At 57.5% G+C, this 24,795-nt stretch carries 27 protein-coding genes and 1 pseudogene; 21 read left to right on the top strand and 7 right to left on the bottom strand.

The genetic code is table 11. The features are described from left to right. The 10 genes from sctJ to B3729_RS18075 are packed head-to-tail and all read left to right on the top strand — an operon-like array spanning position 1 to position 7,725. A complete protein-coding gene (sctJ, locus tag B3729_RS18120) occupies positions 1–783 on the top strand; it encodes a type III secretion system inner membrane ring lipoprotein SctJ (protein ID WP_286788615.1) in 783 nt (260 codons plus the stop codon). Then, a complete protein-coding gene (locus B3729_RS18115; protein WP_286788614.1) occupies positions 780–1,451 on the top strand; it encodes a SctK family type III secretion system sorting platform protein in 672 nt (223 codons plus the stop codon). Before sctJ ends, B3729_RS18115 begins: the two co-directional genes overlap by 4 nt. Continuing rightward, on the top strand, positions 1,448–2,041 hold the full coding sequence (gene sctL, locus B3729_RS18110; protein ID WP_286788613.1) for a type III secretion system stator protein SctL: 594 nt from the start codon (positions 1,448–1,450) through the stop codon (positions 2,039–2,041). The genes B3729_RS18115 and sctL overlap by 4 nt, the downstream gene beginning before the upstream one ends. A 14-nt stretch (positions 2,042–2,055) precedes the next feature. Then, positions 2,056–3,390: a FliI/YscN family ATPase gene (locus B3729_RS18105; RefSeq protein WP_409438619.1), complete on the top strand. Its 1,335-nt coding sequence runs from the start codon at positions 2,056–2,058 to the stop codon at positions 3,388–3,390. Next, a complete protein-coding gene (locus B3729_RS18100; protein WP_239380767.1) occupies positions 3,387–3,869 on the top strand; it encodes a hypothetical protein in 483 nt (160 codons plus the stop codon). Before B3729_RS18105 ends, B3729_RS18100 begins: the two co-directional genes overlap by 4 nt. Then, positions 3,869–4,906 carry a type III secretion system cytoplasmic ring protein SctQ gene (gene sctQ / locus B3729_RS18095; protein WP_122042648.1) on the top strand — a complete coding sequence of 346 codons (1,038 nt, stop codon included), beginning with the start codon at positions 3,869–3,871 and terminating at the stop codon, positions 4,904–4,906. Before B3729_RS18100 ends, sctQ begins: the two co-directional genes overlap by 1 nt. Further along, a complete protein-coding gene (gene sctR / locus B3729_RS18090; RefSeq protein WP_010798178.1) occupies positions 4,899–5,555 on the top strand; it encodes a type III secretion system export apparatus subunit SctR in 657 nt (218 codons plus the stop codon). The genes sctQ and sctR overlap by 8 nt, the downstream gene beginning before the upstream one ends. Position 5,556: 1 nt before the next feature. Further along, a complete protein-coding gene (locus tag B3729_RS18085; protein ID WP_010798179.1) occupies positions 5,557–5,826 on the top strand; it encodes an EscS/YscS/HrcS family type III secretion system export apparatus protein in 270 nt (89 codons plus the stop codon). 9 nt (positions 5,827–5,835) lie between these two features. After that, positions 5,836–6,648 (top strand): type III secretion system export apparatus subunit SctT, encoded by an 813-nt coding sequence (gene sctT, locus B3729_RS18080; RefSeq protein WP_122042647.1) that lies wholly within the window; start codon positions 5,836–5,838, stop codon positions 6,646–6,648. A gap of 33 nt (positions 6,649–6,681) precedes the next feature. Further along, on the top strand, positions 6,682–7,725 hold the full coding sequence (locus B3729_RS18075; protein ID WP_286788612.1) for an EscU/YscU/HrcU family type III secretion system export apparatus switch protein: 1,044 nt from the start codon (positions 6,682–6,684) through the stop codon (positions 7,723–7,725). Between the two features lie 128 nt (positions 7,726–7,853). Here the strand turns inward: B3729_RS18075 and B3729_RS18070 are convergent, their stop codons facing one another. After that, the gene (locus B3729_RS18070) at positions 7,854–8,231 is read right to left on the bottom strand and encodes an RcnB family protein (RefSeq protein WP_010798182.1); all 378 of its coding nucleotides are present in this window, start codon (positions 8,229–8,231) and stop codon (positions 7,854–7,856) included. Positions 8,232–8,320: 89 nt separating this feature from the next. Beyond that, positions 8,321–9,259: an AEC family transporter gene (locus B3729_RS18065; RefSeq protein WP_074825609.1), complete on the bottom strand. Its 939-nt coding sequence runs from the start codon at positions 9,257–9,259 to the stop codon at positions 8,321–8,323. Positions 9,260–9,448: 189 nt separating this feature from the next. On the opposite strand from B3729_RS18065, the gene B3729_RS18060 reads away from it, so the two are divergent. From B3729_RS18060 to B3729_RS18040, 5 genes are all read left to right on the top strand, one after another. Then, entirely contained in the window at positions 9,449–9,829 is a 381-nt protein-coding gene (locus B3729_RS18060) for a hypothetical protein (RefSeq protein WP_010798184.1), read from the top strand. Positions 9,830–9,973: 144 nt separating this feature from the next. Beyond that, entirely contained in the window at positions 9,974–10,438 is a 465-nt protein-coding gene (locus tag B3729_RS18055; RefSeq protein WP_286788611.1) for a DUF2243 domain-containing protein, read from the top strand. Between the two features lie 21 nt (positions 10,439–10,459). Further along, on the top strand, positions 10,460–11,281 hold the full coding sequence (locus B3729_RS18050; RefSeq protein WP_286788610.1) for a cytochrome c oxidase assembly protein: 822 nt from the start codon (positions 10,460–10,462) through the stop codon (positions 11,279–11,281). A gap of 79 nt (positions 11,282–11,360) precedes the next feature. Next, the gene (locus tag B3729_RS18045) at positions 11,361–11,675 is read left to right on the top strand and encodes a hypothetical protein (RefSeq protein ID WP_083603066.1); all 315 of its coding nucleotides are present in this window, start codon (positions 11,361–11,363) and stop codon (positions 11,673–11,675) included. A 151-nt stretch (positions 11,676–11,826) separates the two neighbouring features. Next, a complete protein-coding gene (locus B3729_RS18040) occupies positions 11,827–12,903 on the top strand; it encodes an alpha/beta fold hydrolase (RefSeq protein WP_286788609.1) in 1,077 nt (358 codons plus the stop codon). Position 12,904: 1 nt separating this feature from the next. On the opposite strand, the gene B3729_RS18035 is transcribed toward B3729_RS18040, so the two are convergent. Further along, positions 12,905–13,684: an IclR family transcriptional regulator gene (locus B3729_RS18035; RefSeq protein ID WP_122042642.1), complete on the bottom strand. Its 780-nt coding sequence runs from the start codon at positions 13,682–13,684 to the stop codon at positions 12,905–12,907. Positions 13,685–13,781: 97 nt separating this feature from the next. On the opposite strand from B3729_RS18035, the gene B3729_RS18030 reads away from it, so the two are divergent. From B3729_RS18030 to B3729_RS24840, 5 genes and pseudogenes are all read left to right on the top strand, one after another. Beyond that, entirely contained in the window at positions 13,782–15,314 is a 1,533-nt protein-coding gene (locus tag B3729_RS18030) for an MFS transporter (RefSeq protein ID WP_286788608.1), read from the top strand. Next, positions 15,311–16,342, top strand: coding sequence for an HlyD family secretion protein (locus tag B3729_RS18025; protein ID WP_286788607.1), 1,032 nt, complete (start codon positions 15,311–15,313; stop codon positions 16,340–16,342). Before B3729_RS18030 ends, B3729_RS18025 begins: the two co-directional genes overlap by 4 nt. Beyond that, complete coding sequence (locus tag B3729_RS18020; protein WP_286788606.1) at positions 16,342–17,772, top strand: efflux transporter outer membrane subunit; 1,431 nt, start codon at positions 16,342–16,344, stop codon at positions 17,770–17,772. Before B3729_RS18025 ends, B3729_RS18020 begins: the two co-directional genes overlap by 1 nt. Before the next feature lie 107 nt (positions 17,773–17,879). Continuing rightward, positions 17,880–19,163, top strand: a pseudogene (locus tag B3729_RS24845) (HAMP domain-containing protein); the annotation flags it as partial. Positions 19,164–19,265: 102 nt separating this feature from the next. Next, the gene (locus B3729_RS24840; RefSeq protein WP_409438623.1) at positions 19,266–20,021 is read left to right on the top strand and encodes a methyl-accepting chemotaxis protein; all 756 of its coding nucleotides are present in this window, start codon (positions 19,266–19,268) and stop codon (positions 20,019–20,021) included. 146 nt (positions 20,022–20,167) lie between these two features. Here B3729_RS24840 and B3729_RS18010 read toward each other — a convergent pair whose 3' ends face one another. From B3729_RS18010 to B3729_RS17995, 4 genes are read right to left on the bottom strand one after another with little or no spacing between them, the layout of a single operon-like run. Further along, complete coding sequence (locus B3729_RS18010) at positions 20,168–20,512, bottom strand: GNAT family N-acetyltransferase (protein ID WP_286788604.1); 345 nt, start codon at positions 20,510–20,512, stop codon at positions 20,168–20,170. 60 nt (positions 20,513–20,572) lie between these two features. Then, entirely contained in the window at positions 20,573–21,754 is a 1,182-nt protein-coding gene (locus B3729_RS18005) for an MFS transporter (protein WP_286788603.1), read from the bottom strand. A gap of 54 nt (positions 21,755–21,808) precedes the next feature. Continuing rightward, complete coding sequence (locus tag B3729_RS18000; RefSeq protein WP_286788602.1) at positions 21,809–22,573, bottom strand: SDR family oxidoreductase; 765 nt, start codon at positions 22,571–22,573, stop codon at positions 21,809–21,811. Positions 22,574–22,604: 31 nt separating this feature from the next. Next, the gene (locus tag B3729_RS17995; RefSeq protein ID WP_286788601.1) at positions 22,605–23,402 is read right to left on the bottom strand and encodes an SDR family NAD(P)-dependent oxidoreductase; all 798 of its coding nucleotides are present in this window, start codon (positions 23,400–23,402) and stop codon (positions 22,605–22,607) included. A 104-nt stretch (positions 23,403–23,506) separates the two neighbouring features. Here B3729_RS17995 and B3729_RS17990 point away from each other — a divergent pair, with 104 nt between their 5' ends. Continuing rightward, positions 23,507–24,463 carry a GlxA family transcriptional regulator gene (locus tag B3729_RS17990; protein WP_286788600.1) on the top strand — a complete coding sequence of 319 codons (957 nt, stop codon included), beginning with the start codon at positions 23,507–23,509 and terminating at the stop codon, positions 24,461–24,463. Positions 24,464–24,795 lie beyond the last annotated feature (332 nt).

The following is a 24,795-nucleotide window of genomic DNA, read 5'->3' as shown; positions in this document are numbered from 1 at the left end:
ATGACCGGTTGGAACGGATGGTTTGCAAAAACGGTAGTACTGCTCACGCTGGTGGCGTTGCTGCAGGGATGTAAAACGGACCTGTATACCAACCTCTCAGAACGCGATGCGAACAGCATGGTGGCGGAGTTGTTGCGGCGCGGCATTTCTGCTGAACGCGTCATTCAGAAGGACGGCCGTCTTACCGTCAAGGTAGACGAGGCACGCTTTGCCGAGGCCATGCATATCCTCGACGAAGCCGGCTTGCCAGGGCAATCCTTTGCCAACCTGGGCGATGTATTCAAGAGCAATGGGCTGGTGTCTTCGCCTGTTCAGGAGCGTGCTCAGATGATCTATGCCCTGAGCGAAGAACTCTCGCATACCGTATCGCAGGTCGATGGAGTGCTGTCGGCCCGGGTGCATGTGGTATTGCCCGATAATGACCTGCTTAAACGCAATGTCACGCCATCTTCCGCATCGGTTTTTATCCGTTATGAACCGGGGCTCGATATCAATCCGCTGATTCCACAGATCAAGACCCTGGTCGCCAATGGCATTTCGGGCCTGACTTATCAGAACGTTTCAGTCGTACCGGTCGAGGCGGTCAAGCGGGTCGAAGGCTCCCAAGAGGGCGAACCCCTGGCTTCGTTCATGGGGGTCTGGATGCTTCAATCGAACGTCGGCAAGGCCGCTTGGATCATGGGCGGGCTGCTTTTCCTCGTGCTGGCGCTGGCCACTTCACTGGTTTACGTGGTGTGGCAGTCCCGGCGTGCTCAACCCTACGAATTGGTGCCATTGAAATGAGCTTGACACAGTCTGCAGAACTGCCGTTGTTTCGTGGTGAAAACGGGTGGAACCTCTTCAGGACCAACCCTTTGCGCTTCGTACACGGCAAGCACGTTGCTGAGTGCTTCAGTGAGTGGGGCGAGTATTCCATCGTAGCCGCCATCCAGGCCGAACAACGGTTTCAGTCTCGACTTGAGCGTTTGTTCCAGGATCACTTCGCGCTGCCACCGTTAAATGAGGTAGAGCCGCCCGTTGAAGAGGACTTGGCCATTGCGTTACTGGCGCCGGAACACTTTGCTGCCCTGGTGGTGCCGTGTGGTGTGGTCCTTCATGGACGCTCTTTCACCCAGGAGATCAGAGCGTCGGCCTTGCGTACGCTGAAAGCGCGCTTTGGTGAGGACTTATTCGCCCTGGCCGTAACCAATGCCGATCTGGCCAGCACCTCCACCGTTCTGACCGATCTCGATGAACTGGAGCGGGCCGTTCAGCTGGATGGAGAGGCCTGTATCGCCGCCTGGCTGGCTGCTCAACCTACCTCGCTCGCCGCCTGGCTGCGACTGAAGGTGACGGATGAGCCTGTTTACAGCCGCGCACTTTCGACGGACCTGCTGCAACGCGGGCCCGCCATCGTCAGGCGTATAGCGCCGCATGTTCAGGCCTATGCAACAGTGAGGAAGGCTTCTTGAGCGAACTGCCCCGTCAACCTACCCAAACCATTCTTCGGCAAGCTGAGGCCGCCCAATGGATGGATGGCTACACGTTTCTCGAGCAGGCCCGACAGGAAGCGGATGCCCTGCTGGCCAGTACACAGGCGCAAGTCGATGCCGCCCGCACTCAAGGCTACGCTGAAGGCCAGCGCGCCGGCATCGAGGCGGCAAACAAGATCCTGGTGAATACCACCCACCAGATGGACCGGTATTTGGCCAGTCTGCCGGAGGCTTTGACCGACCTCGCTCTGGATGTGGTCCGCCGCGTTCTGGGCCAGTTTGAGCCCGGCGAGCTGGTGGCCCGTCTCGCTCGCGAAGCCCTGATGACCTTTCGTGGTCAGCACACGATAACCGTGAGGGTAGCGCCAGAGCATGTGGCCCACGTGGAAGCAATGCTGCTGGAAGGGGCTGGACCATCAGCCTCATTTCGCGTCGAGCCCGATGCCCAGCTCACAGCGACTCAATGCGTTATCGCCAGTCCTGTCGCTGTGGTGGATGCCAGCCTGGACATGCAGCTGGACGCGCTTCGTACCGCCTTGGTCAGCCCTGGCGAGTCTGAGGCGGTGTAATGCAGGAGTCGGTGTTGGAAGTATTAGATCTCCAGACGATCATCCCCAGCTTGAAAGCGCGCCTGGATCGGGCAGAGTCGCGTCCGGTACGCGGACGTGTGAAGTGTATTCGCGGGATCATGGTGCACGCCATGTTGACCCAGGCGCGGGTTGGCGAGCTTTGCTACCTGCGCGACCCGCTCACGGGACGCACGATTCCCGCTGAAGTCATCGGCTTCGAGCATGACGAGGCGCTGCTGACACCGGTGGGTGAGTTGGAGGGTATGTCGACCCGGACAGAAGTCATCTCCACCGGTCAGGCGATGACAATCACCGTAGGTGATCATTTGCTCGGCGCGGTTATTAGTCCGACCGGCGAGCGGCTGGATCGTGTCGAAGGAACAGTTGATGGGCATGATACGCGCCGCTATCCGCTTCAGGCCGAGCCGCCAGCGCCGTTCGAGCGAAGCCTGATCAAGGAGCCCTTACAATTAGGTATTCGCGCCATTGATGGACTCATGACGGTTGCCCGGGGTCAGCGCGTCGGGATTTTTGGTGAACCCGGTATCGGCAAGTCTTCTTTGTTGGCCAGTATTGTCAAAGGCACCGAGGCGGACATCATTGTTCTGGGGTTGATTGGCGAGCGTGGCCGCGAAGTGCGCGAACTGCTGGATGTTCAATTGGGCAGGCGGGCACGGGCGCGTACCGTAGCGGTGGTGGCTACCTCGGATCGGCCTGCCATTGAGCGCGTCAAGGCCGCCTACGTGGCGACCAGCGTTGCCGAGTATTACCGTGACCAGGGCAAGAATGTATTGCTGCTCATGGACAGCATTACCCGGTATGCCCGTGCGCAGCGGGAGATCGGCCTGGCGGCAGGGGAGCCGCCTACTCGACGAGGCTACCCGCCATCCTTCTTTGCCGCATTGCCACGGCTGCTCGAACGGGCCGGCCCCGGGCAGCACGGAACGATCACCGCGTTGTATACCGTCCTGACTGAAGGGGACGGCACCCTTGATCCCGTCGCCGAAGAAACCAAGTCCATTCTGGATGGACACATCGTGCTGAGTGCAGAGTTGGCTCAACGCAATCATTTTCCAGCCATCGATGTGTTGCGTAGTCGTAGCCGTTTGATGGACACGGTTGCGTCCGAGGCGCACCGCCGATGGGCGGGCCAGGTACGTGAACTGATGGCGCGCTATGCCGACATCGAGTTGCTGCTCAAGGTGGGTGAATACACGACTGGCAGCGACGCCATGACAGATCAGGCCATTGCGCAACAGGGCGCGATCGAAGCCTTTTTACGGCAGCCTACCGAGGAACGCGCGGCGTTCGCCGAAACCGTGCGGCGCTTGGCGAGCCTTGCATCATGACCCATTCCAGAAGCCGTCTGAATGTGTTGATTGCGTTGCGCACACGGCGTGAAGAACGTGCCATGGCAGCACTGGCAGCTGCTACACAGCGCTCCAGCGAGGCGCAGGAGGCTGCTGCAAATGCCCGGAAACAGCATCACGCCCATTGCGTCGACCAGCATCAGCAGGAGGCGCAGCTGATGGCTACTCTGGCTCATGGAGCCTTTGGGCATCGTGAAGTACAGCAGGTGGACGAGGCGCTCAAGGCATTGACCGGACGTCGGATGGATCTGGAGGACGAACTCCGCCGACTGGACGAGCAGCATGCCATGGCGCTGCTCAGGCGTAGCGAAGCCCTGCAGACGCGTAACCAGTGCTGGAAAGCGAGGCAGGCCGTCAGCCTTTTACTGGCCAATGAGCATAAAAACGTGCGTCTTGCAGAAGAGATGCAGGCTGATATCGAGACGGAAGATCGCCCGCAAGCCAGGAAGGCCCCGTGATGTGGATGACCGATACATCAGCTGGTGATGAGTTTTGCACGAGTGAAGAGGTTGCCCCTCTGGTGTTTCCCCTTGTCACACTCGAAGACGTCAGGCTTGCCAATCGTGTGTATCGCTCGCGTGAAGACTGGCAGGGAAAGATTACAGGTCATCCCGTCAGCGTTCGGCTTGCATGGAACTCCCAGCCCATCCAGTCCGCCTTATCGTTTCCGCTCATGTTCGATGAGCAGCCAGCCTGTCTGCAGCTGCCATCATCGCTGGCTCAGGCACTTGGCGGAGCGCTACTGGAGGGCATCGGCGCTCCGGCGCGCTTCCGGGCCTTGCTGATCGAGCAGGCGCTCCTGACCTCTATTCAGCCCATTGAGCAATCCGCCGGATTCTCCATTCGGTTCGCAGCCGGTCCCGTGGACATTCCTCATCCCATACGGCTCTTGTTTCAGGTAACGCTGCGGGACAAGACCTATCCCGTGATGCTGGATCTTTCAGCCATAACCCTTGGTCCGCTCTTGCCATGCCTCGATCAAACATTTCCTGCCAGTGATTTGCCTCTTTCTCAGCTGCGGCTCCCCGTAACGCTCTGCATCGGCAGCCAGCAGGTGCGCCTGAGTGAACTGCAAGGTTTGCAGCCTGGTGATGTGGTGATGCTGCGCTCGAACCAGGGCGCCTGGATATCGGTTGAAAACCGGCTCAGGGCGCCTCTGGCAGTAGTGGCCTCGGGATACCAGCTGCAAACCGGATTGGTTTTAACGTCTGTCAGTAAGGAATGGGACATGAGTGATACGTCCATGCATAAAACAACCGCCGAGGACGATCCATTAGGGGAGGTGCCTGTTACATTGGTATGTGAGGCGGGGCGGCTGGAGTTGCCGCTAGGTGAGGTCAAGGCGCTGTCGGAGGGAAGCATCCTTGCGTTTCCGGACTCGACTGACGAGGCCGTTGAGATCACTGTGAACGGCCGCCGACTCGGCCGCGGTACCCTGGTCAGGATTGGCGAAGGGCTAGGCGTACGGATCACGAGCCTATCAACACATGGATGAATTTCAGCCCAACCTGATTGAGATCATCATTGTTGTTGCGACGATCGGGCTGGTTCCGCTTGCAGTCGTCACGATGACGGGATTTCTCAAGATCTCTGTCGTCTTGTTTCTGATCCGCAATGCCTTGGGCATTCAGCAAACGCCGCCGAACCTCGTCTTGTACGGTATTGCTTTGATTCTGACCGTGTATGTGACCACTCCGCTGGTAGGTGAGATGTACCGGCAGCTGGAGCATCAACCGATCAGTTTGGAGAGCGTGGACGGTGTCAAAGCAGCCGCTGGAGCGCTTCGCCAGCCATTGCAGAACCATCTTTCGAGGTTCGCCAATGATAATGAGCGCGCATTCTTCATGCAGGCGACAGAGAGCATCTGGTCGGAGGAAGCGCGGGCAGACTTACGGGACGATGATCTGGTTGTACTCATTCCCGCCTTTGTCAGTTCGGAGCTGACCCGCGCATTTGAGATCGGCTTTCTTTTATATATCCCGTTTCTGGTGATTGACCTGATCGTCTCCAATGCCCTCATGGCCATGGGCATGATGATGGTGTCGCCTACGTTGATTTCCATTCCCCTGAAAATTTTCCTGTTCGTGGCGGTTGAAGGATGGTCACGCCTGATGCACGGATTGATCATGAGTTACGGAGGCTGAGGTGGGACAAGATCTGTTTCTTTCCTTGATGAAGGAGTCACTGCTTACCGTGTTGCTCCTGTCGGCGCCAGCCCTGATCGTCGCCATCGTGATCGGCTTTGGGGTAGGGCTCATGCAGGCTCTTACACAGATTCAGGATCAAACGCTGCCGCAGGCCGTTAAGCTGGTGGCTGTGCTGCTTGTGCTTATCCTGGTCGGCCCGCTTCTAGCCGGGCAAGTGGGGCAGTTGGCCGAACGGATGCTCGATAATTTCGCAGCCTGGACACGGTAAGGCACTGACGTGAATTTTGCCGTTGCCCAGGCGCTTCTGGACTATGTCTACCCCTTCCTCGCGGCCTTTGGCCTGGCAGTGGCGCGGGCGTTGGGCATGGTCATCATCAGTCCGGCATTCAATCGTCTGGGACTGACCGGCATGATCCGTTCGGCGGTAGCCGTCGTGCTGGCCATTCCGGTGGCGCCAGTCATCTATGCCGGGCTTTCGCTGGCAGACGCACCGACTGGTTTTGCCATTGCAGGGCTGCTGATCAAGGAAATGGCGATTGGCTTGGTGATTGGTCTTGCCTTCGGTATTCCGTTCTGGGCTGCAGAGGTTGCAGGTGAGCTGGTCGATCTTCAGCGTGGGTCTACCATGGCCCAATTGGTAGACCCACTGGGCGCCGGTGAGACGAGCATTTCCTCCACGCTTCTGACGGTTACCCTGATCACACTGTTTTTCATGTCTGGGGGCTTTACGCTCATGGTGGATGGGTATTACCGCAGCTATGGCCTCTGGCCGACCCTGACCTTTAGCCCGATCGTGGTAGAAAACACGGCGCTGGAGATCGTGCGGATACTGGACCGTGTGATGCAGATCGGGGTGTTGCTGATCGCACCCATTGTCGTGGCGCTGCTAGTGGCTGACATGATGCTGGCCTATCTCTCCCGTATGGCGCCCCAGCTGCATGTATTCGATCTGTCTCTCCCGGTAAAGAATCTGCTGTTTTCGTTCTTGATGGTGCTTTACGCATCCTTCCTTGTGCCGCTCATGTTATCGGAGCTGGGTAGCCTGTATGAGGTGTTCGACTGGTTGGAACAGGCCGTCTCTGAGGGTTAGGGCAATGAACAGGTGCTTTCAGGCAGTGGTGTCATGAGTCAGCAGACTGAAGAAAAGTCCCTCCCGGCCTCAGCCAAGAAACTGCGTGATGCACGCAAGAAAGGACAACTGCCCAAAAGCCAGGATCTGGTAACCGGTATGGTTATCCTGGCCTGCACCCTGTGCGTGGTCGTGATAGCGGCCGATATCGAGGCGCGTGTGGAGGCGCTGTTGCTTGAGGCAGGTCGAATCTACGTCGAGCCATTCACCCAGGTCTGGCCAAGGCTGCAAATGCTGGGGCTTGATGTCCTGATGGCCGCCACGTTACCGCTGTTTGCTGTCACGGTAGTCACAGTGATTCTGACTAATATTGTGGTCATGCGCGGTATGGTCTTTTCGGCCGAGCCGGTGAAGCCAACGTATGAGCGGATCGATCCGGTTGCTGGCTTCAAGCGTATTTTTTCCATGCGCAGCGTTATCGAATTTCTGAAGGCGCTTATCAAGCTCTGCGCAATGGCGGTGGCGTTCATCATCGTTTACCGGCTGGGGCTGCAACGGCTAATGGAGTCTTCCTACTGCGGTACCTCCTGCCTGTATGCCACGTTCCTGGGGCTTCTAAAACCGTTGGTCATCACGGCTATCATCGCTTTTTTGATCGTAGGCGGTTTCGATGTGCTGATGCAGCGCTGGCTCTTTGCTCGGGAAATGCGCATGACCAAGAGCGAACAGAAGCGCGAACTCAAGGACACTGACGGCAACCCGATGGTCAAGCGTGAGCGCCAGCGGTTACGCCGCGACATGCAGAGCCTTTCAGCCAAGCGTGGCCTGCAGCATGCCTCGCTCATTATTGGTGCGCCTGGGCAGTGGGTCGTAGGGTTGAGATATGTCAGGGGCGAGACACCGGTGCCGGTCATCGTCTGCCGTGCAGAACCCGAGCAATCCCACCAGATGATTCAGGACGCGCAGCGGCAGCGGCTCCCTTATGCGGTCAACGGAGGACTGGCTGAGCGCATTGCCCAGCGGACAGCCGGAGAAGGGGTGCCGGAAGCGACCTTTCAGGCCGTGGCGGACATTCTGGTAGGTGCTCGCCTGATTTAGCTGATAGACACGGGCGCAGGCTAAGGAGTATGTCGATAAAGGCCAAACGTATGAAGAGTGCAAACAATAAGGGCCGGTAACTGTTCCGGCCCCTATGCGTAGTACTGACAGGCTTGATCAGCCCGCTGTTACTTCTTCGAGTCCTGCCCTTTGACGATCTTGATGATCGCGCCTTCGGTGTCTTTCAGGAGCACATAATCGTTACCGATCTTGACCCAGTGCTGGTTCTCTTCGGGAGCGCTCAGGCCGTGGGCTTTCCAATCCTTGATTCGGTAGGTATCACGCTGATATTTATCAGGCGCTTCGCTGCCTACCTTATATTCGTTGTTGCTGTTCGGGTCCTTGACGGTGGCATCTTCTGACTGATTAGGTGCCTTTTTCATTACTTCGGACTGGTACTTGCTGTTGGAAGGCTGGTGATCGCCAGCGGCTTGCTGGGCGAAGAGGGCACCGCTTGCAAGGGATGCGCTGATGGCTACAACGGCCGATAGTGCTTTGATATTCATCTCGTCCTCCAATGATCGAGTCTACACATGAGACCTGCATTGGCTCCTGGATATCCCCAAGGCGTTTTATTTTCCGCTGCGGCCCCGCGTCACGGTGCAGGGCTGATAAACATGAGCAAAGCACTAATTGTAAAAAACGAGGCGGTTGTGGCTACCATGAGCGCAGCCGCGCAACGGCCTTCCAGTCCATAGCGTTGTCCTATGATCGGATAAATACTCATCATCGGCGCGCTGGCGAACAAAACGGCTGCGAGCTTGAGCGTTGGATCAATGGAGGGCAGCATCAGGGTCATCACAAAGACGGCCAGCGGATGCAGAATGAGTTTGCTACCCGCAATCCGGCCGACGTCGACCAGCATGCCTTTTGCCTTCAGGCCATACAGCGTGGCGCCAATTACAAAGAGCGCAGTGGGCGCCGAGGCGTGGGCCAGCATGTCGATCACCGTATAGATCGCGATAGGCAGTTTGATCTGTAGCGCCGACAGCAGGAGCCCGACAAGAATCGCAATGATCATCGGGTTCTTGCCCAGTCGCTTGACGATGTCCAAGAGCACTTTCAACACACCGCCTTCGCTAGAGCGACTGGCTTCAGCCAGCGCCAGCGCCAATGGAATCATCAGCATGTTTTCCACCAGCATGTTGAGGGCCAACGCTACCGCAGCCGGTTGTCCCAGTACCAATACGGCAATCGGATAGCCAATGAAGCCACTGTTGGACACCGACATGCCCATGCCTGTAATGGCGCTTACATCCAGGGTCTGTTTGAGCTTGTAGCGGGTAAAGCAAAAGCCGCCGGTGAATACCAGAAGCGATCCTACCGCGTAGGCGATCAGATAGGATTTATTGAACACTTGATCGATCGGGCTTTCGGATAACGCCCGGATGATCAGGGCCGGCATTGCGAATGTGATGACGAAGCTACCCAAACCACGGATCTGCTCCCGCACCAGAATGCCGCTCTTGGAAGCAAAAAAGCCAAGACCAATCAGGATGAAGATAGGGGTCGTGATGGACAGTATCTGTAGCACGGTAACCGCTGCGTCCTTGTTGTTTTGACTCATCATGGCAGCTTGGCAGGATCAGGGCCAGGCTCGATGCCAGCGTTCTTACGGCTATGATCCGTACCGCCTTTCTTAATTCATTCAAATAATGATTAATTGCATCGAACCTGCTGCATCGAACACTGTCATAGCGCCATCATTGCATGGAGCGACTTAATGGCAACCCCAAGGAAACACCCGAATCACAGGCTGAAGGCCGCGCAAACCCTCATGTTAAGCCTGGCTTTTTTGGGTGCCTCTTTCTCCTCGATCACAGTGCATGCGGCTGAAGTTTCGTTTCGTGAAGCAGGTCCCGAGCAAACCTGGCATGTGCAGACAGACAACGTGTTGGTGCGTAAATGGCCTGTTGTGTATGACACGGCAGCGGCTCGGCGGGGGAATGTGCAGACTCGTCTGGCAGCTGGCACATCCGTACGGATAGTGGATACGCGTGAATACAAGCGCTGGAAAAAGATCCAGATCTCTACGGGTGATCAGCAGCCGGTAGAGGGATGGATTGAAAGCAAGGATGTGCATTCCGCCATACGAGTAGAGTAATAAATTGCCTGACAGGTAATTGCTGCCTGCGCTGAACCATTGGCTTTCCTCGAACGATCCCGCTCGTCTTGCGTCTTACTTCATAGAGGCTTGTCCAGACCACTGGATAAGACGAGTGAGTGACCGAGACAAGAAGGAATGCCCATGGCTACCGGAACATCAGCCACGCTTCTGGCGCGCCGATCCCTGACAGCTGCGTTGCTTATTGGGATCGGCTTCATGGCCGCCATCGATGAAATCATTTTTCACCAGGTCTTGGCCTGGCATCATTTTGTGGATCGTGGCACGGGTGCTTTCGCCTTGCTTTCCGATGGCATCCTGCATTCGGCCGAACTCATTCTGATTATTGTCGGGTTTTTCATGGTGGCCGAACTGCGGGAGCGTAAAGCCTTTGCCAAACCTCAGGCCTGGGCCGGCTTCTTCATGGGGATGGGGGCATTTCAACTGTTCGATGGCCTGATCGATCACAAAGTCCTGCGCCTGCATCAGGTCCGATACGTCGACAATCTAATGCTGTATGACCTGCTCTGGAACCTCGCAGGTATCGTATTGCTGCTGATTGGCCTTTTATTCCTGAGAAGAGCCCGACGCACCTACGTCAGCCCATAACCCCTAGGAGCCTTGCTGATAATGCATGCCTATTTCCTGGGGCCGGGCCACGTAGCGGTATTCCCGATCCTGCTGGCTATCATCGTCTGGTTGTTCTACTGCTTCGGTGTAATCTGCTTGCAGCGACAAGGGCGGACATGGTCCGGCTGGCGTACGCTCAGCTTTGCGGTTGGCATCGTCCTGATCATGGTCGCCTTCATGCCACCGGTATCGAGCTTTGCTCATCAGGACCTTCGCGGACATATGCTCCAGCACCTTCTGCTGGGCATGTTTGCGCCGCTGGGCCTGGTATTTGGCGCACCGGGTACGCTGGTTCTGCGTACTATACCCATTGATACGGCACGGGTACTGGTTCGCCTGTTGGCGACGCGCTTCATGCGTGTGCTGACTCATCCGATTACGGCGGCGCTTCTGGATATAGGCGGTATGTATGTTCTGTATCTGACCTTATTTTTTGCGCTAAGCCAGACCAGCCCATGGGTTCATACCTGGCTGCATCTGCACTTTATCCTGTCGGGGTATCTGTTCACCTGGGCCATTGCCGGACCTGATTCCGCGCCTCATCGGCCTACGCTGCGCCTGCGACTGGTCGTGCTGTTCATCGCTATGGCCGCCCACGCAGGGCTGGCCAAGATCATGTATGGGTTTGGTTATCCCCATGGGCTTGGTTATGCGCGTACCGAGATCGAATCTGCCGCTCAATGGATGTACTACGGTGGTGATTTGGCAGAGGTGCTACTGGCCGTTGCGTTCTGCAGGATGTGGTTTCGTCATCGCAAACGCCTCCAGGCCCAAGCGTACAGTCATCAGCCGCTGGTTTATGGGCTGACCAGGACAGGATAAGGAGAACCTGCACATCCTTTCAGTTATCGAAGCGTTAAAGACATGCTAGATTCGCGTTCCCACGGCTAGAGGTCCCGTTGTGAAAGAAGATAAAAGCCCCCATACCCATCTCAATACCGATGAGCCCGAGCCGCCGCCCAGTAAGGCCGGCTGCCTCTGGATGACCGTCGGTGCCATTGCCTTTGCCTTCGCACTGTTTGGCGGCATGATCTATCTCTTTACCCGCGGGCCTTCGCCTCAGGTTGAAGCCAACGAACGGAGTACGATCGAAGCCTGTCATCAGCGTGCTGATGCTGCCGCCGCTGGCTCAGGGGATCGTCTCTCGATCCAGCAGTCCTGCCAGGAAATGGAAAAGCAGTTCATCAAGAAATATGGCCACGCGCCTAACCAGTAAGGCCCTACACGGCGCCCTTCAGCGTTAGGCTCCAATTATTCAGAGGGTGTTGTCTGCCTTGCCAGTACACGCCCTTTGTCGTCTCCCTGGTTCTGACCGGAACCTCCGGTCTCATATTGTGGCCCACACCTTGAACAGGTTTGGAGGTCACATGAACAAGTCATCTTTCAATTTCGACAAGAAACGCTTGATCTTGAGTAGCGTGGCGGCGGCCTGTGCACTGGCCATGCCCCGTGGAGGGCTGCGCAGTATGGTGTCGGCTGCAGCGGCGTTGGGGCTGGGTAGCGCGTTGCTCAAGCCGAGTGCCAATGAGGCGTCAATCGATGCGAATGAGCAGGCAGCGCCCGAGCTTATTCGTACAGCCCTCGTCAATGGCATCACTATGCGGTGGGAGGAGCACGGTGATTCCGACCCAGGTGCAGTACCCGTCATCATGGTACATGGTATTCCTACTCATCCACGTCTGTGGCGTTATGTGATTCCGCAGGTCTGCAAGCCGGGTGTGCGTTGTCTTGCCTGGGAGCTGGTGGGCTTTGGCTGGTCGATGGAAGAGGGCCTTGAGCGCGACATTTCGCTCCCCAAACAAGCGGACTACCTGTACGACTGGCTGCAGCACATGAACATCACCCAAGCCGTCTTCGTCGGACATGATCTCGGCGGGGGCGTACTTCAGGAGCTCCTGGTCAGGCATCCTGAGCTCAGTAGCGGATTGGTGCTAGTCGATAGCGTCGCGTATGACAATTGGCCCGTTCCTACGGTGCGCCTGGCCAAACTCAAGGCGTCGGTCATCGAACAGCTTCCACCCAGTCTGTTCAAGCCACTCTTTTTAAGCGGTGTGTACAACCTGGGACACGATAATGAGGCTCGCCGCCAGGAGTCGATCAGCCTGCATTGGCAGCCGTACTCGCGAACCATCGGCCCCAAGGCCTTTGCGCATCAGATCAGTTGTCTGGACTCGAAAGACACCCAGGCACTGGCGGGGAAACTGTCTATCATCCGTGGGCCCAAGCGGATCGTCTGGGGAGATTCGGACTCCATTACGTTCGCTTCGGGCCAGCAGTTGGCAGCTGAGCTGAACGCCTCTCTGGTATCCATTCCCGGCGGGCGACATTTCAATCCTGAAGACCACCCGAGCATTGTCAGTCAGGCAATCAGCGAGGTGCTTCAGTTGGCCGACAAAAATGCTGGAGTCGATCCATTGGTTGCAGAAGGTACAGAACTCGCCTGACTCATCCAGCCGGCGGATGATCGACCTGAGGGCTACGCAGCGCGTCGGCTAGTGCGTTACGGCAATCTGTTAACGCGCGGCGCAGGCCCTCGTCATTTGCCTCCATTCGCCAGGCAGGGCCAACCAGGGAAATGGCATACCGGCCCTGAGGCGTTTCGATGCCGATAGCCATGGCATGGACACCCAGCATGTGCTCTTCGCGATCATAGGAAAAGCCATCCTCCCGAATCTGCTGCAACTCATCGAGCAAGGCGGGCAGGGTGGAAAGGGTCTTGTGGGTAAGCACTTTTAGCTCGGGTCCAAGCAGCTGGGTTACTACGCTGTCCGTCATGCCCGACAGCAGCATTTTTCCACCCGAAGTAGCATGGATGGCCAGAAAGTTACCGGGGGTGGGTGCTACTCGTAGTTCCTGACTGGATATAACCGAGTGCAGCACCATCAATTCAGCGCGATTGGCATGTACCAGTACAGCCGTCTCGCCGGTGTGCTTGGACAACTCTTCCAGAAAGGGGCGCACCCGCTGGGTGATATCGCCATGGCTCCGGGACGCCAACCGGATCAGGGCTGGTCCTAACCGCACGCCGCCAGCGCCATGAACCTCGAGCAGCTGCTCCAATGCCAGTGCATCCACCAGCCGCTGCACGGTGGAGCGGGGCAGGTCGATGCGTTTGGCGATAGCGCCAAGGCTTAGCCCTGCGGGTTCATTTTCAAGGCAGCGAAGGATGGCTGCGGCCCGTGAAATGACCTGAATGGCACCACGTTCCGGCTCAGAGGTCGTCATGGATATTGTCCTGTGTATCACTGTTCGGTACACTGTACCGCATATTGCTTCTGCACCATAGGCTCAGTTTCGAGCCCTTTTCGTTTCTGGAAATTCTATGTCTCCTACTGCGCCACCGGCGCCAGCTCCAGCACCCTTTGGCTGGCGTTTGGCTATTGGACTTATCGGCGTCCTGATTGCAGCGTTGACTTCAGGTCTCAACGACCGCGTAACGGAAATCGCCCTTGCAGATATACGGGGCGTATTTGGAATCGGTCATGACGAAGGCACCTGGATCAGCGCATTGTACGGAGCCGCCGAGGTGTCGGCGATGCTCATTTCACCGTGGCTGGCGGTCACGTTCTCGCTGCGCCGATTTGCTATCGGGGTAACACTGGCGTTTGCCTTCCTGGGATTGCTGTGTCCGTTTGCACCGGATCTGCCGTCGCTGCTGTTTCTACGCGTCCTCCAGGGATTGGCCGGAGGGGCATTGCCGCCGCTCCTGATGACGGCGGCGCTACGCTTCCTGCCCTGGCATATCAAGTTGTATGGTCTTTCAGCCTATGCCCTGACCGCGACGTTCGGCCCAAACCTTGCTGTACCGCTGGCTGCCGTCTGGACGGATTATCTGGACTGGCATCTGGTGTTCTGGCAGGTGGTGCCTTCCTGCCTGATCGCCGCCGCCTGTATCGCTTATGGCTTGCCGCAGGACCCGCTGCGCCTTGAGCGCTTCAAACAAGCCGACTGGCTGGGTGCACTGCTTGGGTGTGGCAGTGTGGCTATGTTTGTGATTGCCCTGATGCAGGGGGAGCGGCTGGACTGGCTGGCTTCGCCACTGATCCGCACGTTGTTCATCGGCGCTGCCATCCTGTTTCCTCTGTTTCTGATCAACGAGTGGTTTCACCCGCTTCCGCTGGTAAAGCTGCAATTGCTCAGTCGACGCAATTTCTCGTTCGGCATCGTTACGCTGGCCAGTTTTCTGATCTTGGGCATGTCGGGTGTGGCGATTCCGTCCGCTTATCTTGCCCACGTGCATGACTACCGCCCTCTGCAAACCATGCCGATTGCTCTGATGATCGCCTTGCCACAGCTTCTTATGGCGCCGTTGGTAGCCACTGTCATCAATCGCAACTGGGTGGACTCCCGTTGGGTCATTGCCTGTGGCCTTGGCCTGATGACGCTGGCCTGCCTGGGTGGCTCACAGCTGACAAGCGACTGGATTCGGGACGATTTCTATACCTTGCAAATCCTGCAGACCCTGGCGCAGCCGATGATTGTGGTTCCGCTGCTCATGTGCGCCACGGGTGTGGTACAGCCTATTGAAGGTCCTTTTGCCTCCGCCACCGTCAATACCGTACGGGGTCTTTTCTCTGTAATCGGTGCGGCGCTGCTGGAGCATTTCATCACGGTGCGTGAGCACTTTCATTCTAATGTCCTGCTTGACCGGCTCGGGTCGGCGCAGGCCCAGCTATCACCTCTGCTGACCAACGATTCGATGTCGGCCTTGAGCCACCGCGTTCGCGAGCAGGCCTTCGTTCTGTCGTTCAGCGACGCCTATCTGGCGCTGATCGGCGTCGCGGCATTCATGCTGCTGGTCCTGCTGACCCTGCCCAAGCGGGCTTATCCACCTCAACCTCCGGTAATGCCATGAGTCATAAAACCGCGTTTTCTCTTGTCGGCGTCGCCGTTGTGCTTGGCGCCCTGTATGCCTGTGTCCATGTCGCCCAGAATGATGGGACGCAAAGCACAGACGATGCTTTTATCACCGCTGATTCAGTACTGGTCGCGCCCAAGGTCGCAGGCATGGTGTCCGAGGTGCTTGTCTCGGATAATCAGCCGGTCAAGGCCGGCCAGTTGCTGGCCCGTATCGATGACCGTGATTTCGTGGCGGCGCAGGCTTCGGCTCAGGCGGCGGTGAAGGCTGCTGCGGCCGAGGTGGCCAACCTGACCGCTGAAATCGATCGTCAGGCTGCCATCATCGATCAGGCGGCGGCGACGGTACGTGCCACCGATGCGTCGCTTTCATTTGCCCAGGCCAATGCCAAGCGCTATCGCAACCTGTCCAAGGCAGGGGCCGGTACCGTCGAGGAGCAGCAGAAGGCTGAGGCCGAACTCCTGCAATGGCAGGCCGCCAGGGATCGTGACAGTGCGGCCCGCGTCGCTGCCCAGAAGCACTTGGCTGTACTCAAGGCGCAGCGTGATGTCGCGATGGCCACTCAGGCAAAGGCCGAAGCCGCACGCGAACAAGCCGATCTGAATGTGTCATACACTCATATCGTAGCGCCTCGCGATGGCGTGATTGCCCAACGCTCGGTTCGGGTAGGTGCCTACGTGGCTCCGGGCAAACCGTTGCTTGCCGTGGTACCGGTCAGTGAAGCCTATGTGGTTGCGAATTTCCGTGAGACACAGCTGGGAAGGATGCAGGCCAATCAGCCAGTCGATGTGCGGGTTGATGTTTTCCCGGATCAGGTCCTGCATGGCCATATCGACAGTCTCGCACCCGCTACAGGCCTTACGTTTTCAGCGATTGCACCCGATAACGCCACCGGCAACTTTACCAAGGTCGCCCAGCGGGTTCCGGTCAAGATCGTATTCGAGCCTGATCAGCCAGCCGTTGCCAATCTACGTGTAGGGTTGTCGGTGGTGGCGACTGTTGATACTCAGGGAGAGGTCCACTGATGCGCCGCTCTCTATTGGCTATCACGTTGGCCGTGCTTTCCGGATGCAGCGTGGGACCTGATTTTCATAAACCTGAGGCGGTCCTGCCCAAGGCCTGGCAAGGCCCGTCACAGGCCGTTGGCAGCGTGACGGTTAGCCATCCCATTGAAAAGGCGTGGTGGACACAGTTCAACGATCCACTCCTGAGCTCACTCGTTGAGCGGGCCGCCTCCACCAACCTGGACCTGGCCCTTGCCAGCAGCCGCTTCGAGCAGAGTCGTTCGCTGCTGCAGGTTGCCGGTGCGGATGTACTGCCAGACGTCTCGGCCACAGGAGGCTACCAGCGTGCACGCAACAGCGAGCAAGGCCTTATGGATGCCTCGGGCAATAATGGAAAGTCCGACTTCAACCTTTGGCAGTACGGCCTTAAGGCGAGCTGGGAGGTAGACCTTTGGGGCCATGTCAGGCGTACCCTGGAGGCTGCCAACGCAGGCGTTGCCTTGAGCGAGGCTGAACGGAATGGCGTCGCCTTGAGCATTGCGACAGAAACCGCAGCGGACTACCTGCGCCTGCGGGGTATTCAGGCAACGTTGGCGGTTACCCGGCAGAACCTGGATATTGCCAGGCAAAGTCAGGCACTTACCAAAACCCGTTTTGAGAATGGTGTAACAACCAACCTGGACACTGCCAACTCGGCTGCCCAGGTGGCCACGATCGAAGCCCGTATTCCGTTGCTGGAGGCAGAGGAGGCCCGTCTCATCAATGCCTTGAGTTATCTGCTTGGCCAGGAACCCCATGCGCTCGGCCAGGAGTTGGGGCAGCCGCGAGACTTGCCAGAGCCGCCGTCGGCCGTACCGGTGGGGTTGCCGTCGGAGCTTGCCCGTCGTCGTCCGGATATCCAGAAGGCCGAAGCAGCTCTGCATCAGGCTACAGCAGCCGTAGGCGTGGCCCAAGCGGATTTCTATCCACGCATCAGCCTGGGCGGCAATTTTGGCTTCCAGGCACTGGAAGGCTCTAATCTCGGGTTATGGAGCGCCCGCCAGTTCTCGATCGGTCCCAGCCTTTACCTGCCTGTTTTCCAAGGTGGACGCCTAACCGGCACGCTGGAGCTGCGCGAACGTCAGCAACAGGAAGCGGCTTTGAATTACCGACGCACCGTATTGGCTGCCTGGCATGAAGTAGACGATGCACTAACGTCCTACAGTGCTGAGCAACGTCACCATGCGGCGCTTGCACAAGCGGTCAGTCAGAACCGTATCGCGCTGGAAACAGCCCAGGCGCGCTACAAGGAAGGCGCCATTGATTTCATCAACGTGCTGAATGTCCAGCGTGAGCTGATCCAGACTCAAAGCGCCTTGGTGGACAGTGCCACCCGCGTCTCGACGGATCTGGTGCAGGTGTACAAGGTATTGGCCGGTGGATGGCCGAAGTCTTCGGGCCATCAAGGTTAGACCGTAACCCTGCAACAGGAATGTTTAAATCCTTCATAGGAATAATCTAATCAAGCGCAGCGGGAGTAGGCCGATAGCAAAGGCATCAATTTAATCAGGCCTTTACTATGTTCAACCGTCTTTCAATCCAGCTGAAGATCACTGCGCTGGCAGGCTTATGCCTGCTGGCTATTGTGACACTGCTGGTCGGTGCGTCTCTTTACCAGGCCAAGCGTAGCGGTGAGGTGGTCAAGCAGACCAGCTCCAGCATGCTTGAGCAGTCCGCGGAGCTTCGCTTGCAGACCTCAGGCGAAGCCCAGGCGCTGCGTATCCAGCGAGACTTCATGAGTGCCTATCACTACGGACTGGGCCTGGCAGGCCAGGTCAAGCTGCTGAGTGAGCAGCAGGCAAGAGGGGCTATCAGTGCCCGTGAATTGCGTCAGGAGCTGGCTGAGGTAGTGGGCAACGCACTCAAGGCACGCCCTGACCTGTTGGGGCTGTACATTGCCTTCGAACCCAACGCACTAGACGGACAGGACAGACAGTTCATCAATGCGGAAGAGGAAAGCAGCAACGCAAGTGGCCGTTTTGCCTTGTACTGGTCTCAAGGGGAGCCGGGAACATTCGATTTCGAATCAATGACTGAGGAAGAGCTTACCAAGACGACTCCCGGGCCGAGTGGTGCAGCCTATAACGCTTGGTACACTTGTCCTCGTGATACGCGTAAGGCCTGTCTGCTGGACCCTTATTTCGATGAGGTGAATGAGCAGCAGGTCCTGATGACCAGCATCGCCCTGCCTATTGAGCAAAACGGCAAGGTGACCGGTGTTATCGGCATTGATATCAGCCTGAACACACTTCAGCAGATTGCCGAAAAAGCCAGCGACAAGCTGTACAAGGGGGAGGGCGAGGTCAGCATCATTAGTCCAGCTGGTCTCCTGGCGGGTCATAGCCTGGATGCCAAGCGGTTGGGAGAGTCCCTGGACAAGATCTATGCCAGCCAGGCAGGTGAGCTGAAGCAGGCCTTGGCGACAGGCGAGTCTGCCATGTTGTCCCATGATGATCTGGTACGTGTCATCGAGCCGATCAGGCCCATCCCGGAAGCCAAGCCGTGGGGCATCCTGCTTGAGGCGCCCAAGAAGCTGGTTCTGTCCCGTGCCATTCAACTATCTGATGAGCTGGACGAGCGGCGCGTTTCCGACAGTGTGTTCTCGGTTGTGGTGGGCCTGATTGCGGTGCTGAGCGGTCTGGTATTGATGTGGTTCGCTGCCCGCAGCGTAACCCGGCCGATTCTGGCCGTTGCCGCTATGCTCAAGGACATCGCCAGTGGTGAAGGTGACCTGACCCGCCGCCTGGGATATGCCAAGCAGGACGAACTGGGACAGTTGGCGGGCTGGTTCAACCGGTTCCTCGACAAGCTCCAACCCATTATTGCGGACGTAAAGCGCTCGGTTCAGGATGCGCGCACAACGGCGGACCAGTCTGCGGCCATTGCGACTCGTACAAGTGAGGGCATGCAGCACCAGTTCCATGAGGTGGAGCAGGTTGCAACGGCATCTCACGAGATGAGCGCCACGGCCCACGATGTCGCGCGCAATGCTGCGCAGGCCGCAGAGGCTGCGCGTGGCGCTGACCATGCAACCCATGAAGGTCTGGACATCATTACCGAGACCACGCGCAGCATCGAAAAGCTGGCAGCTGATATGAGCGCGTCCATGAGTCAGGTCGAGGGTCTGGCGGAAAGCAGCGAGCAGATTGGCAACGTTTTGGAGGTCATCCGGGGTGTTGCCGAGCAGACCAATCTGTTGGCGCTGAACGCTGCCATCGAAGCGGCACGGGCTGGTGATGCGGGCCGAGGCTTTGCGGTCGTGGCCGATGAGGTGCGTGGCCTTGCCAAGCGGACCCAGGAGTCGGTCGAGGAGATTCGTCAGGTGATCGAAGGGTTGCAAAAGGGCACGCGGAACGTAGTGGACTCCATGCACGATGGTCACCGGCAGGCTCAGGGTAACGTCGAGCATGTAGGTAAAGCCGTGTCGGCCCTGCGTCAGATCGGTGATGCCGTCTCCGTCATTACGGAAATGAACCTCCAGATTGCCAGTGCCGCTGAAGAGCAGAGCGCCGTGGCGGAAGAGATCAATCGTAACGTCAGTGGTATCCGTGAGGTCACGGAGTCGCTTTCAGGGCAGGCGGAAGAATCCGCGCGGGTCAGCCAGTCGCTGAACGCGCTGGCCAACCATCAACAGACCCTAATGGATCAGTTCAAGGTGTAACCGCGAAGGCCGCCCTCCGGGGCGGCTTTTCATTTTTGACCGTCTTTTACGGTACCGTACTATCCCGCCTGCATCTCGTATACAAACTCCCGCTCCCCGGTTACGGAAAAGCCGAGCCGTTCGTAAAGCCGCTTGGCTGGGTTGTTCTAAAGTACGGTCAAGACCACCGGTATGGATGCACACCGCGCTTCATGCAACAGGTTTGTCACCAGGGTGGTGGCAATACCGTTGCCCTGTTGCTCCGGGATGATTTGGAGCTGAAGCAGTTTCCACGCACGGTCCGATTTCACTACCTTGATGAGCCCTATGGGTGTGTTCTCAAGCACTACCAGTTGGCCACTTTCAAGGTGCGCCCGTATCCGCGCCTTGTGCTCCTCTTCGGAGCGCTGCATACCGGCTGCGACTTCGTAAGGTACGAGCGCGCGTCCCCTTAAATCGAGAAGAAAGGGCACATCCGCTTCTGAAGTCGGTTTGAGTATCATCGTATCCATACGGCTCTCCCACGGTAGGTCTTGCAGGGTTGGATGTTTTGTTCAACCTTTCATACGGATTTACGCTACTGGAATAGCGGCTCTGGGCCGACTGTATGACACTGCAAGGCAGACAGTTGCCATAACAAAGAACAGTAATGAGGCGCTTAGCACGCCTGTATAGCCATAGGCAGGATAGACCCAGCCCGCCACCGCCGATCCAAATCCAATGCCGCAAAACATGAAGGAAGCCGTCAGCGCCAGGGCGATACCGCGTCGTTCCGGCATACGCTCGACTACCCGCCGTTGCTGTGACGGCCATACCACATCCGTAGCGAACGCCCACAAAACCAGCACAGGCAGCAGCCAGCCCAGGCGAGCGGGACCGTATCCCAAGAGTAGAAGCGTTACGGCCAGGAGGCTGATTCCGGACAGAAGCATATGCTCTGCACTGTAACGTCCGGCAGCCCGTGTCACGAACAGGTTGCCTGCTACGCCCGCTATGCCCAGCACGGCCAGGGCAACAGACACGTCTTCTGGCCCACCGTGATACACATCGCGGATGATGGGGGACAGAAACGCATAGGTAGAAAACACGCCTGAAGTGATGAAAAACACCACCAGAAAGGTACTGAGCGAACCAAGGCGTGTGAGCAGGGATACAACCGTTGAAACCGCGATGCGCTCACCTTGCACATGGTCGGGAACGAATCGGGCAATCAGAAGGGCAGTCATGAGGCCCGCGACGCTCAGCATCAGATAAAGCGAGCGTACGCCCCAATGCTGAGCGATCCAGGCGGCCAAGGGAATGCCTGCCATCCCGGCCACGCTCAATCCCAACAATACAATGGCAATGGCGCGGCCTTGCTGGGCCCGGTCAACCAGGGCTGAGCCCAGTGCACCTAATACCGGACCGATAAAGCCTGCGCCCAATCCCATAAGAACGCGAGCCAGCACCAGTACGCCGTAATTTGGCGCCAGTGCGAAAAGAAGCGAAGCGCTGCTGAACAGGCCCAGGCCAAGCAGAACCTGCCGCCGTCTGGGTAGATGTCCCAAAACGACCTGCAGCAGGGGCGCAGCCAGGGCAAAGGTGATGCCGAAGAGGGAGATCAGGTACGCGCTTTGGGTATCGGTCAGCAACCATTCCTGGGAAATCTGCTGCAGACAGCCAACCACGGACAAAGCACCTACCGCCTGGACGAAATACGCAAAACTCAAGGATCGCAATGCAAGCAAGGTGGGTGGCGCGATAAGACCTTTCATGAGCGTCTCCAGTGAATCACCCAGGCCACCCGTGGCGAGTAGCCTGGGGCGTATTCAGCCGACAGGAATAGGGTTGGCAATCAGGGATTGGTTGAACTGCTCTACCAACGCATGCTCATTGGGACCAGGATTGGCGCGGAAGGCCGCAACACGATCGACAATGACTTCCGTTTCAGCGCTTTGCAGCTTCTCCAGAATCTCCGTAATGAATTCATCCAGCGGCATGGCGCGTGGATCACCACTCTTGTGAGTGAGATCGGTATCGACCCATGGCGGTGCGATTTCCAGCACCTTTACTGACGTATCCCGAAGCATGAAGCGCTGCGACAGGCTATAAGAGTGAATCGCCGCCTTGGTGGCGGAGTACAGTGCGGTAACTGCCAGCGGTACATAGGCCAGAATCGAACTGTTGTTGATGATGTACGCTTCGGGCTGCCGCTTTAGATGTTCTACAAATGCAGCACTGACCCTGACCGGACCCAGGAGGTTGGTCATGAGCAGCTGCACCGCCTGTTCATCGTCCAGTGCGCCGGAGGCCGCATTATCGAACGGCATGACGCCGGCATTGTTGATGATGATGTTAAGGGTAGGGTGGCGTTCGATGACTGTTTGAGCGACGGCTTTGATCTGCTCGGGGTCGTTGATATCCAGCGCGATGGTGTCGATACCGGGATTAGCCCTGGCGACTTCATCGAGCAGTGCTTGGCGTCTGCCCGCAACGATAACCTTGTTCCCACGTTGATGAAAGGCTTCGGCCAGTGCACGACCAATGCCAGACGTACCGCCAGTGATGAAGATAGTGTTTCCGCTTGTGTTCATGGTGAAGTCTCCTGGTTGAATGTAGAAGTGATCAGTACGAGGCGTAGCGGGAGGCAGGCGTATTGCTGGAGAGCTGCGTGGCCAAGGCCTGGCGGGCCGCTTCAAGGGCTTCCCAGCGTTCGAGGGCGTGCAACGAGGGGATAGTGATCAGCTCGCCCTGGTCAAAGCCGGCCAGCGCTGCTTTCACCAGGTCTTCCGGTGACATGACGATGCGTTTGTCGAGGTTTTCCAGCGGCAGACCGCCGATATCCCAGAATTCAGTGGCCGTAGCGCCGGGCAGGACGGCCTGTACGCGGATGCCTTTGTCGGCCAGCTCATGGCTCAGAGACTGAGAGAACGCCGTCACGTACGCCTTGCTGCCGCCGTAGACGCCATTGAGGATCTCTGGTGCAAGGCTGACGATGGAGGAGATATTGATAATGGCGCCCTTGCCGCGGTGGACGAATCCCGGAACGGCAGCGTAGGTAAGGCGAGTGAGTGCCGTCACGTTCAGGTCAATCATTCGCACCATCTGCTCGATATCGCTCCCAAGTAGTGGGGTGTGAGTACCGATTCCGGCGTTGTTGACCAGAAGGGTGATGCTGGCGTCTTCCTTGAGCTTTGCCTCAACGGCTGCTAAAGATGATTTATCGTTGAGATCGGCAGGCAGGACCTCCACGGCTCGTCCGGTCAGCGTGGCGATGCGCTCGGCTTGGGTGTTGAGTCGCTCACGATTGCGGGCAACCAGAATCAGGTCATAACCGCGACGGGCCAATTGCTTGGCGTATACCGCGCCGATACCGGAAGAGGCGCCAGTGATGAGTGCAGTGCCTTGATGAAGAGTGTTCATGATGCTGCTCCGTTTGGGTGGGTGTGGAGGCATCATGCAGTGAATTGACCGCGACCTAAATGACGTTTATGGTGCGTTTTCAGGACATCGTCAGGGAGACGATCATGCACCGAGTAGGCTACATGCTGTCAAACGGGTTCCAGATCCTTTCACTGGCGACGCAAACGGTTTTCGAATATGCCAACGTGGTGGCAGGCGAGCCGTTCTACGAAGTCGAGAATTTCTCGCTGGAGGGCGGCGAGGTCCGCTCCTCGCTTGGCCTGACGGTGGGTTCCCGGGCACTCGGGCCCAATAGCCAGGCGGATACCTGGATCGTGGCGGGGGTAAACAACCCACTGGCTGCACCATCACCTGACGCTGTGCTTGGTTTTATTCAGGACGCCAGTACCCAGGCGCGCCGGATGACCGCTATTTGTACCGGTGGCTTTGTGCTGGCGGAAGCCGGGTTGCTGGCAGGGCGGCGTGCAACCACCCATTGGGCGTATGCGCGGGAGTTGCAGCGGCGTTACCCTGATATCCGTGTCGAGGAAGATCGTATTTATATCACGGACGGTCCGATGTGGACGTCAGCCGGGATGACGGCAGGGCTTGATCTGACGCTTGCAATCGTGGAAAAGGATCTGGGTAATGAGGTTGCCCGGTCGGTAGCACACAAGCTGGTCATGCACCAACGACGTGCCGGTGGTCAGAGTCAGCATTCCGAAATGCTAAACCTTGCACCTAAGTCTGATCGTATCCAGAACGCCCTGAACTATGCCCGACAACACCTGAGCCGCCCTTTGAGCGTGGAAGAGCTGGCTGAATCCGTTCACCTCAGCCCGCGTCAGTTCAGCCGTGTCTTTACTGCGGAAACGGGCCAATCACCTGCCAAGGCTATCGAGAGTCTTCGCCTGGAAGCGGCTCGACTCATGATCGAGCAAAGCCGTCACTCGTTGGATGTTATTGCCAAGGAAACCGGCTTTCGTGATCGCCGCCATATGCGAGAGGCCTTTATACGTGGCTTCGGCATGCCACCACAGGCAATACGGCGAGGTAATGCGATGACTGAAGAGATGCTCTGAAGGGAAGGGCGCATACAGCCGTGCGGCAAGATGCTTGGCAATATTCAATCGGTTGGAAGCATAAAAAGGACTGGGAATAAGCCAACTCTACCGATTTGAATAAAACGGTTAGGCTCTTCATGCCGCCAAGCCATGACGCCTATTGGCCCTGTAATTGTAAGAAATTGTTCTGTTGTTTCAGCCACTTGCTCTAGGTTGCGCCTTTCCAGTCAGGCATAGACTCTCATCTAGGTTGCACTTTACTTTCTATAGTCATACGATGTCGTACAACAAGTAACGATTATTCCTTAGCCACGTACGCCATCAAGCAAGGTGCAACAAAAATGACTCCA

Source organism: Pseudomonas sp. UBA3149 (genome assembly GCF_002364655.1).
GTDB lineage: Bacteria > Pseudomonadota > Gammaproteobacteria > Pseudomonadales > Pseudomonadaceae > Chryseomonas > Chryseomonas luteola.
Note: the sequence above shows the minus strand (reverse complement) of the source record. Positions and strands in the feature narration are given on the sequence as shown.

Coding starts and splice junctions, on each gene's coding strand:
- B3729_RS18040 (WP_286788609.1), top strand. CDS start 11,827: ATGAACAAGTCATCTTTCAATTTCGACAAGAAACGCTTGATCTTGAGT.
- B3729_RS18025 (WP_286788607.1), top strand. CDS start 15,311: ATGAGTCATAAAACCGCGTTTTCTCTTGTCGGCGTCGCCGTTGTGCTT.
- sctR (WP_010798178.1), top strand. CDS start 4,899: ATGGATGAATTTCAGCCCAACCTGATTGAGATCATCATTGTTGTTGCG.
- B3729_RS18100 (WP_239380767.1), top strand. CDS start 3,387: ATGACCCATTCCAGAAGCCGTCTGAATGTGTTGATTGCGTTGCGCACA.
- B3729_RS17990 (WP_286788600.1), top strand. CDS start 23,507: ATGCACCGAGTAGGCTACATGCTGTCAAACGGGTTCCAGATCCTTTCA.
- B3729_RS18010 (WP_286788604.1), bottom strand. CDS start 20,512: ATGGATACGATGATACTCAAACCGACTTCAGAAGCGGATGTGCCCTTT.
- B3729_RS24840 (WP_409438623.1), top strand. CDS start 19,266: ATGCAGCACCAGTTCCATGAGGTGGAGCAGGTTGCAACGGCATCTCAC.
- B3729_RS18020 (WP_286788606.1), top strand. CDS start 16,342: ATGCGCCGCTCTCTATTGGCTATCACGTTGGCCGTGCTTTCCGGATGC.
- B3729_RS18050 (WP_286788610.1), top strand. CDS start 10,460: ATGCATGCCTATTTCCTGGGGCCGGGCCACGTAGCGGTATTCCCGATC.
- B3729_RS18070 (WP_010798182.1), bottom strand. CDS start 8,231: ATGAATATCAAAGCACTATCGGCCGTTGTAGCCATCAGCGCATCCCTT.
- sctQ (WP_122042648.1), top strand. CDS start 3,869: ATGTGGATGACCGATACATCAGCTGGTGATGAGTTTTGCACGAGTGAA.
- B3729_RS18000 (WP_286788602.1), bottom strand. CDS start 22,573: ATGAACACAAGCGGAAACACTATCTTCATCACTGGCGGTACGTCTGGC.
- B3729_RS18005 (WP_286788603.1), bottom strand. CDS start 21,754: ATGAAAGGTCTTATCGCGCCACCCACCTTGCTTGCATTGCGATCCTTG.
- B3729_RS17995 (WP_286788601.1), bottom strand. CDS start 23,402: ATGAACACTCTTCATCAAGGCACTGCACTCATCACTGGCGCCTCTTCC.
- B3729_RS18055 (WP_286788611.1), top strand. CDS start 9,974: ATGGCTACCGGAACATCAGCCACGCTTCTGGCGCGCCGATCCCTGACA.
- B3729_RS18115 (WP_286788614.1), top strand. CDS start 780: ATGAGCTTGACACAGTCTGCAGAACTGCCGTTGTTTCGTGGTGAAAAC.
- sctJ (WP_286788615.1), top strand. CDS start 1: ATGACCGGTTGGAACGGATGGTTTGCAAAAACGGTAGTACTGCTCACG.
- B3729_RS18030 (WP_286788608.1), top strand. CDS start 13,782: ATGTCTCCTACTGCGCCACCGGCGCCAGCTCCAGCACCCTTTGGCTGG.
- B3729_RS18035 (WP_122042642.1), bottom strand. CDS start 13,684: ATGACGACCTCTGAGCCGGAACGTGGTGCCATTCAGGTCATTTCACGG.
- B3729_RS18075 (WP_286788612.1), top strand. CDS start 6,682: ATGAGTCAGCAGACTGAAGAAAAGTCCCTCCCGGCCTCAGCCAAGAAA.
- B3729_RS18060 (WP_010798184.1), top strand. CDS start 9,449: ATGGCAACCCCAAGGAAACACCCGAATCACAGGCTGAAGGCCGCGCAA.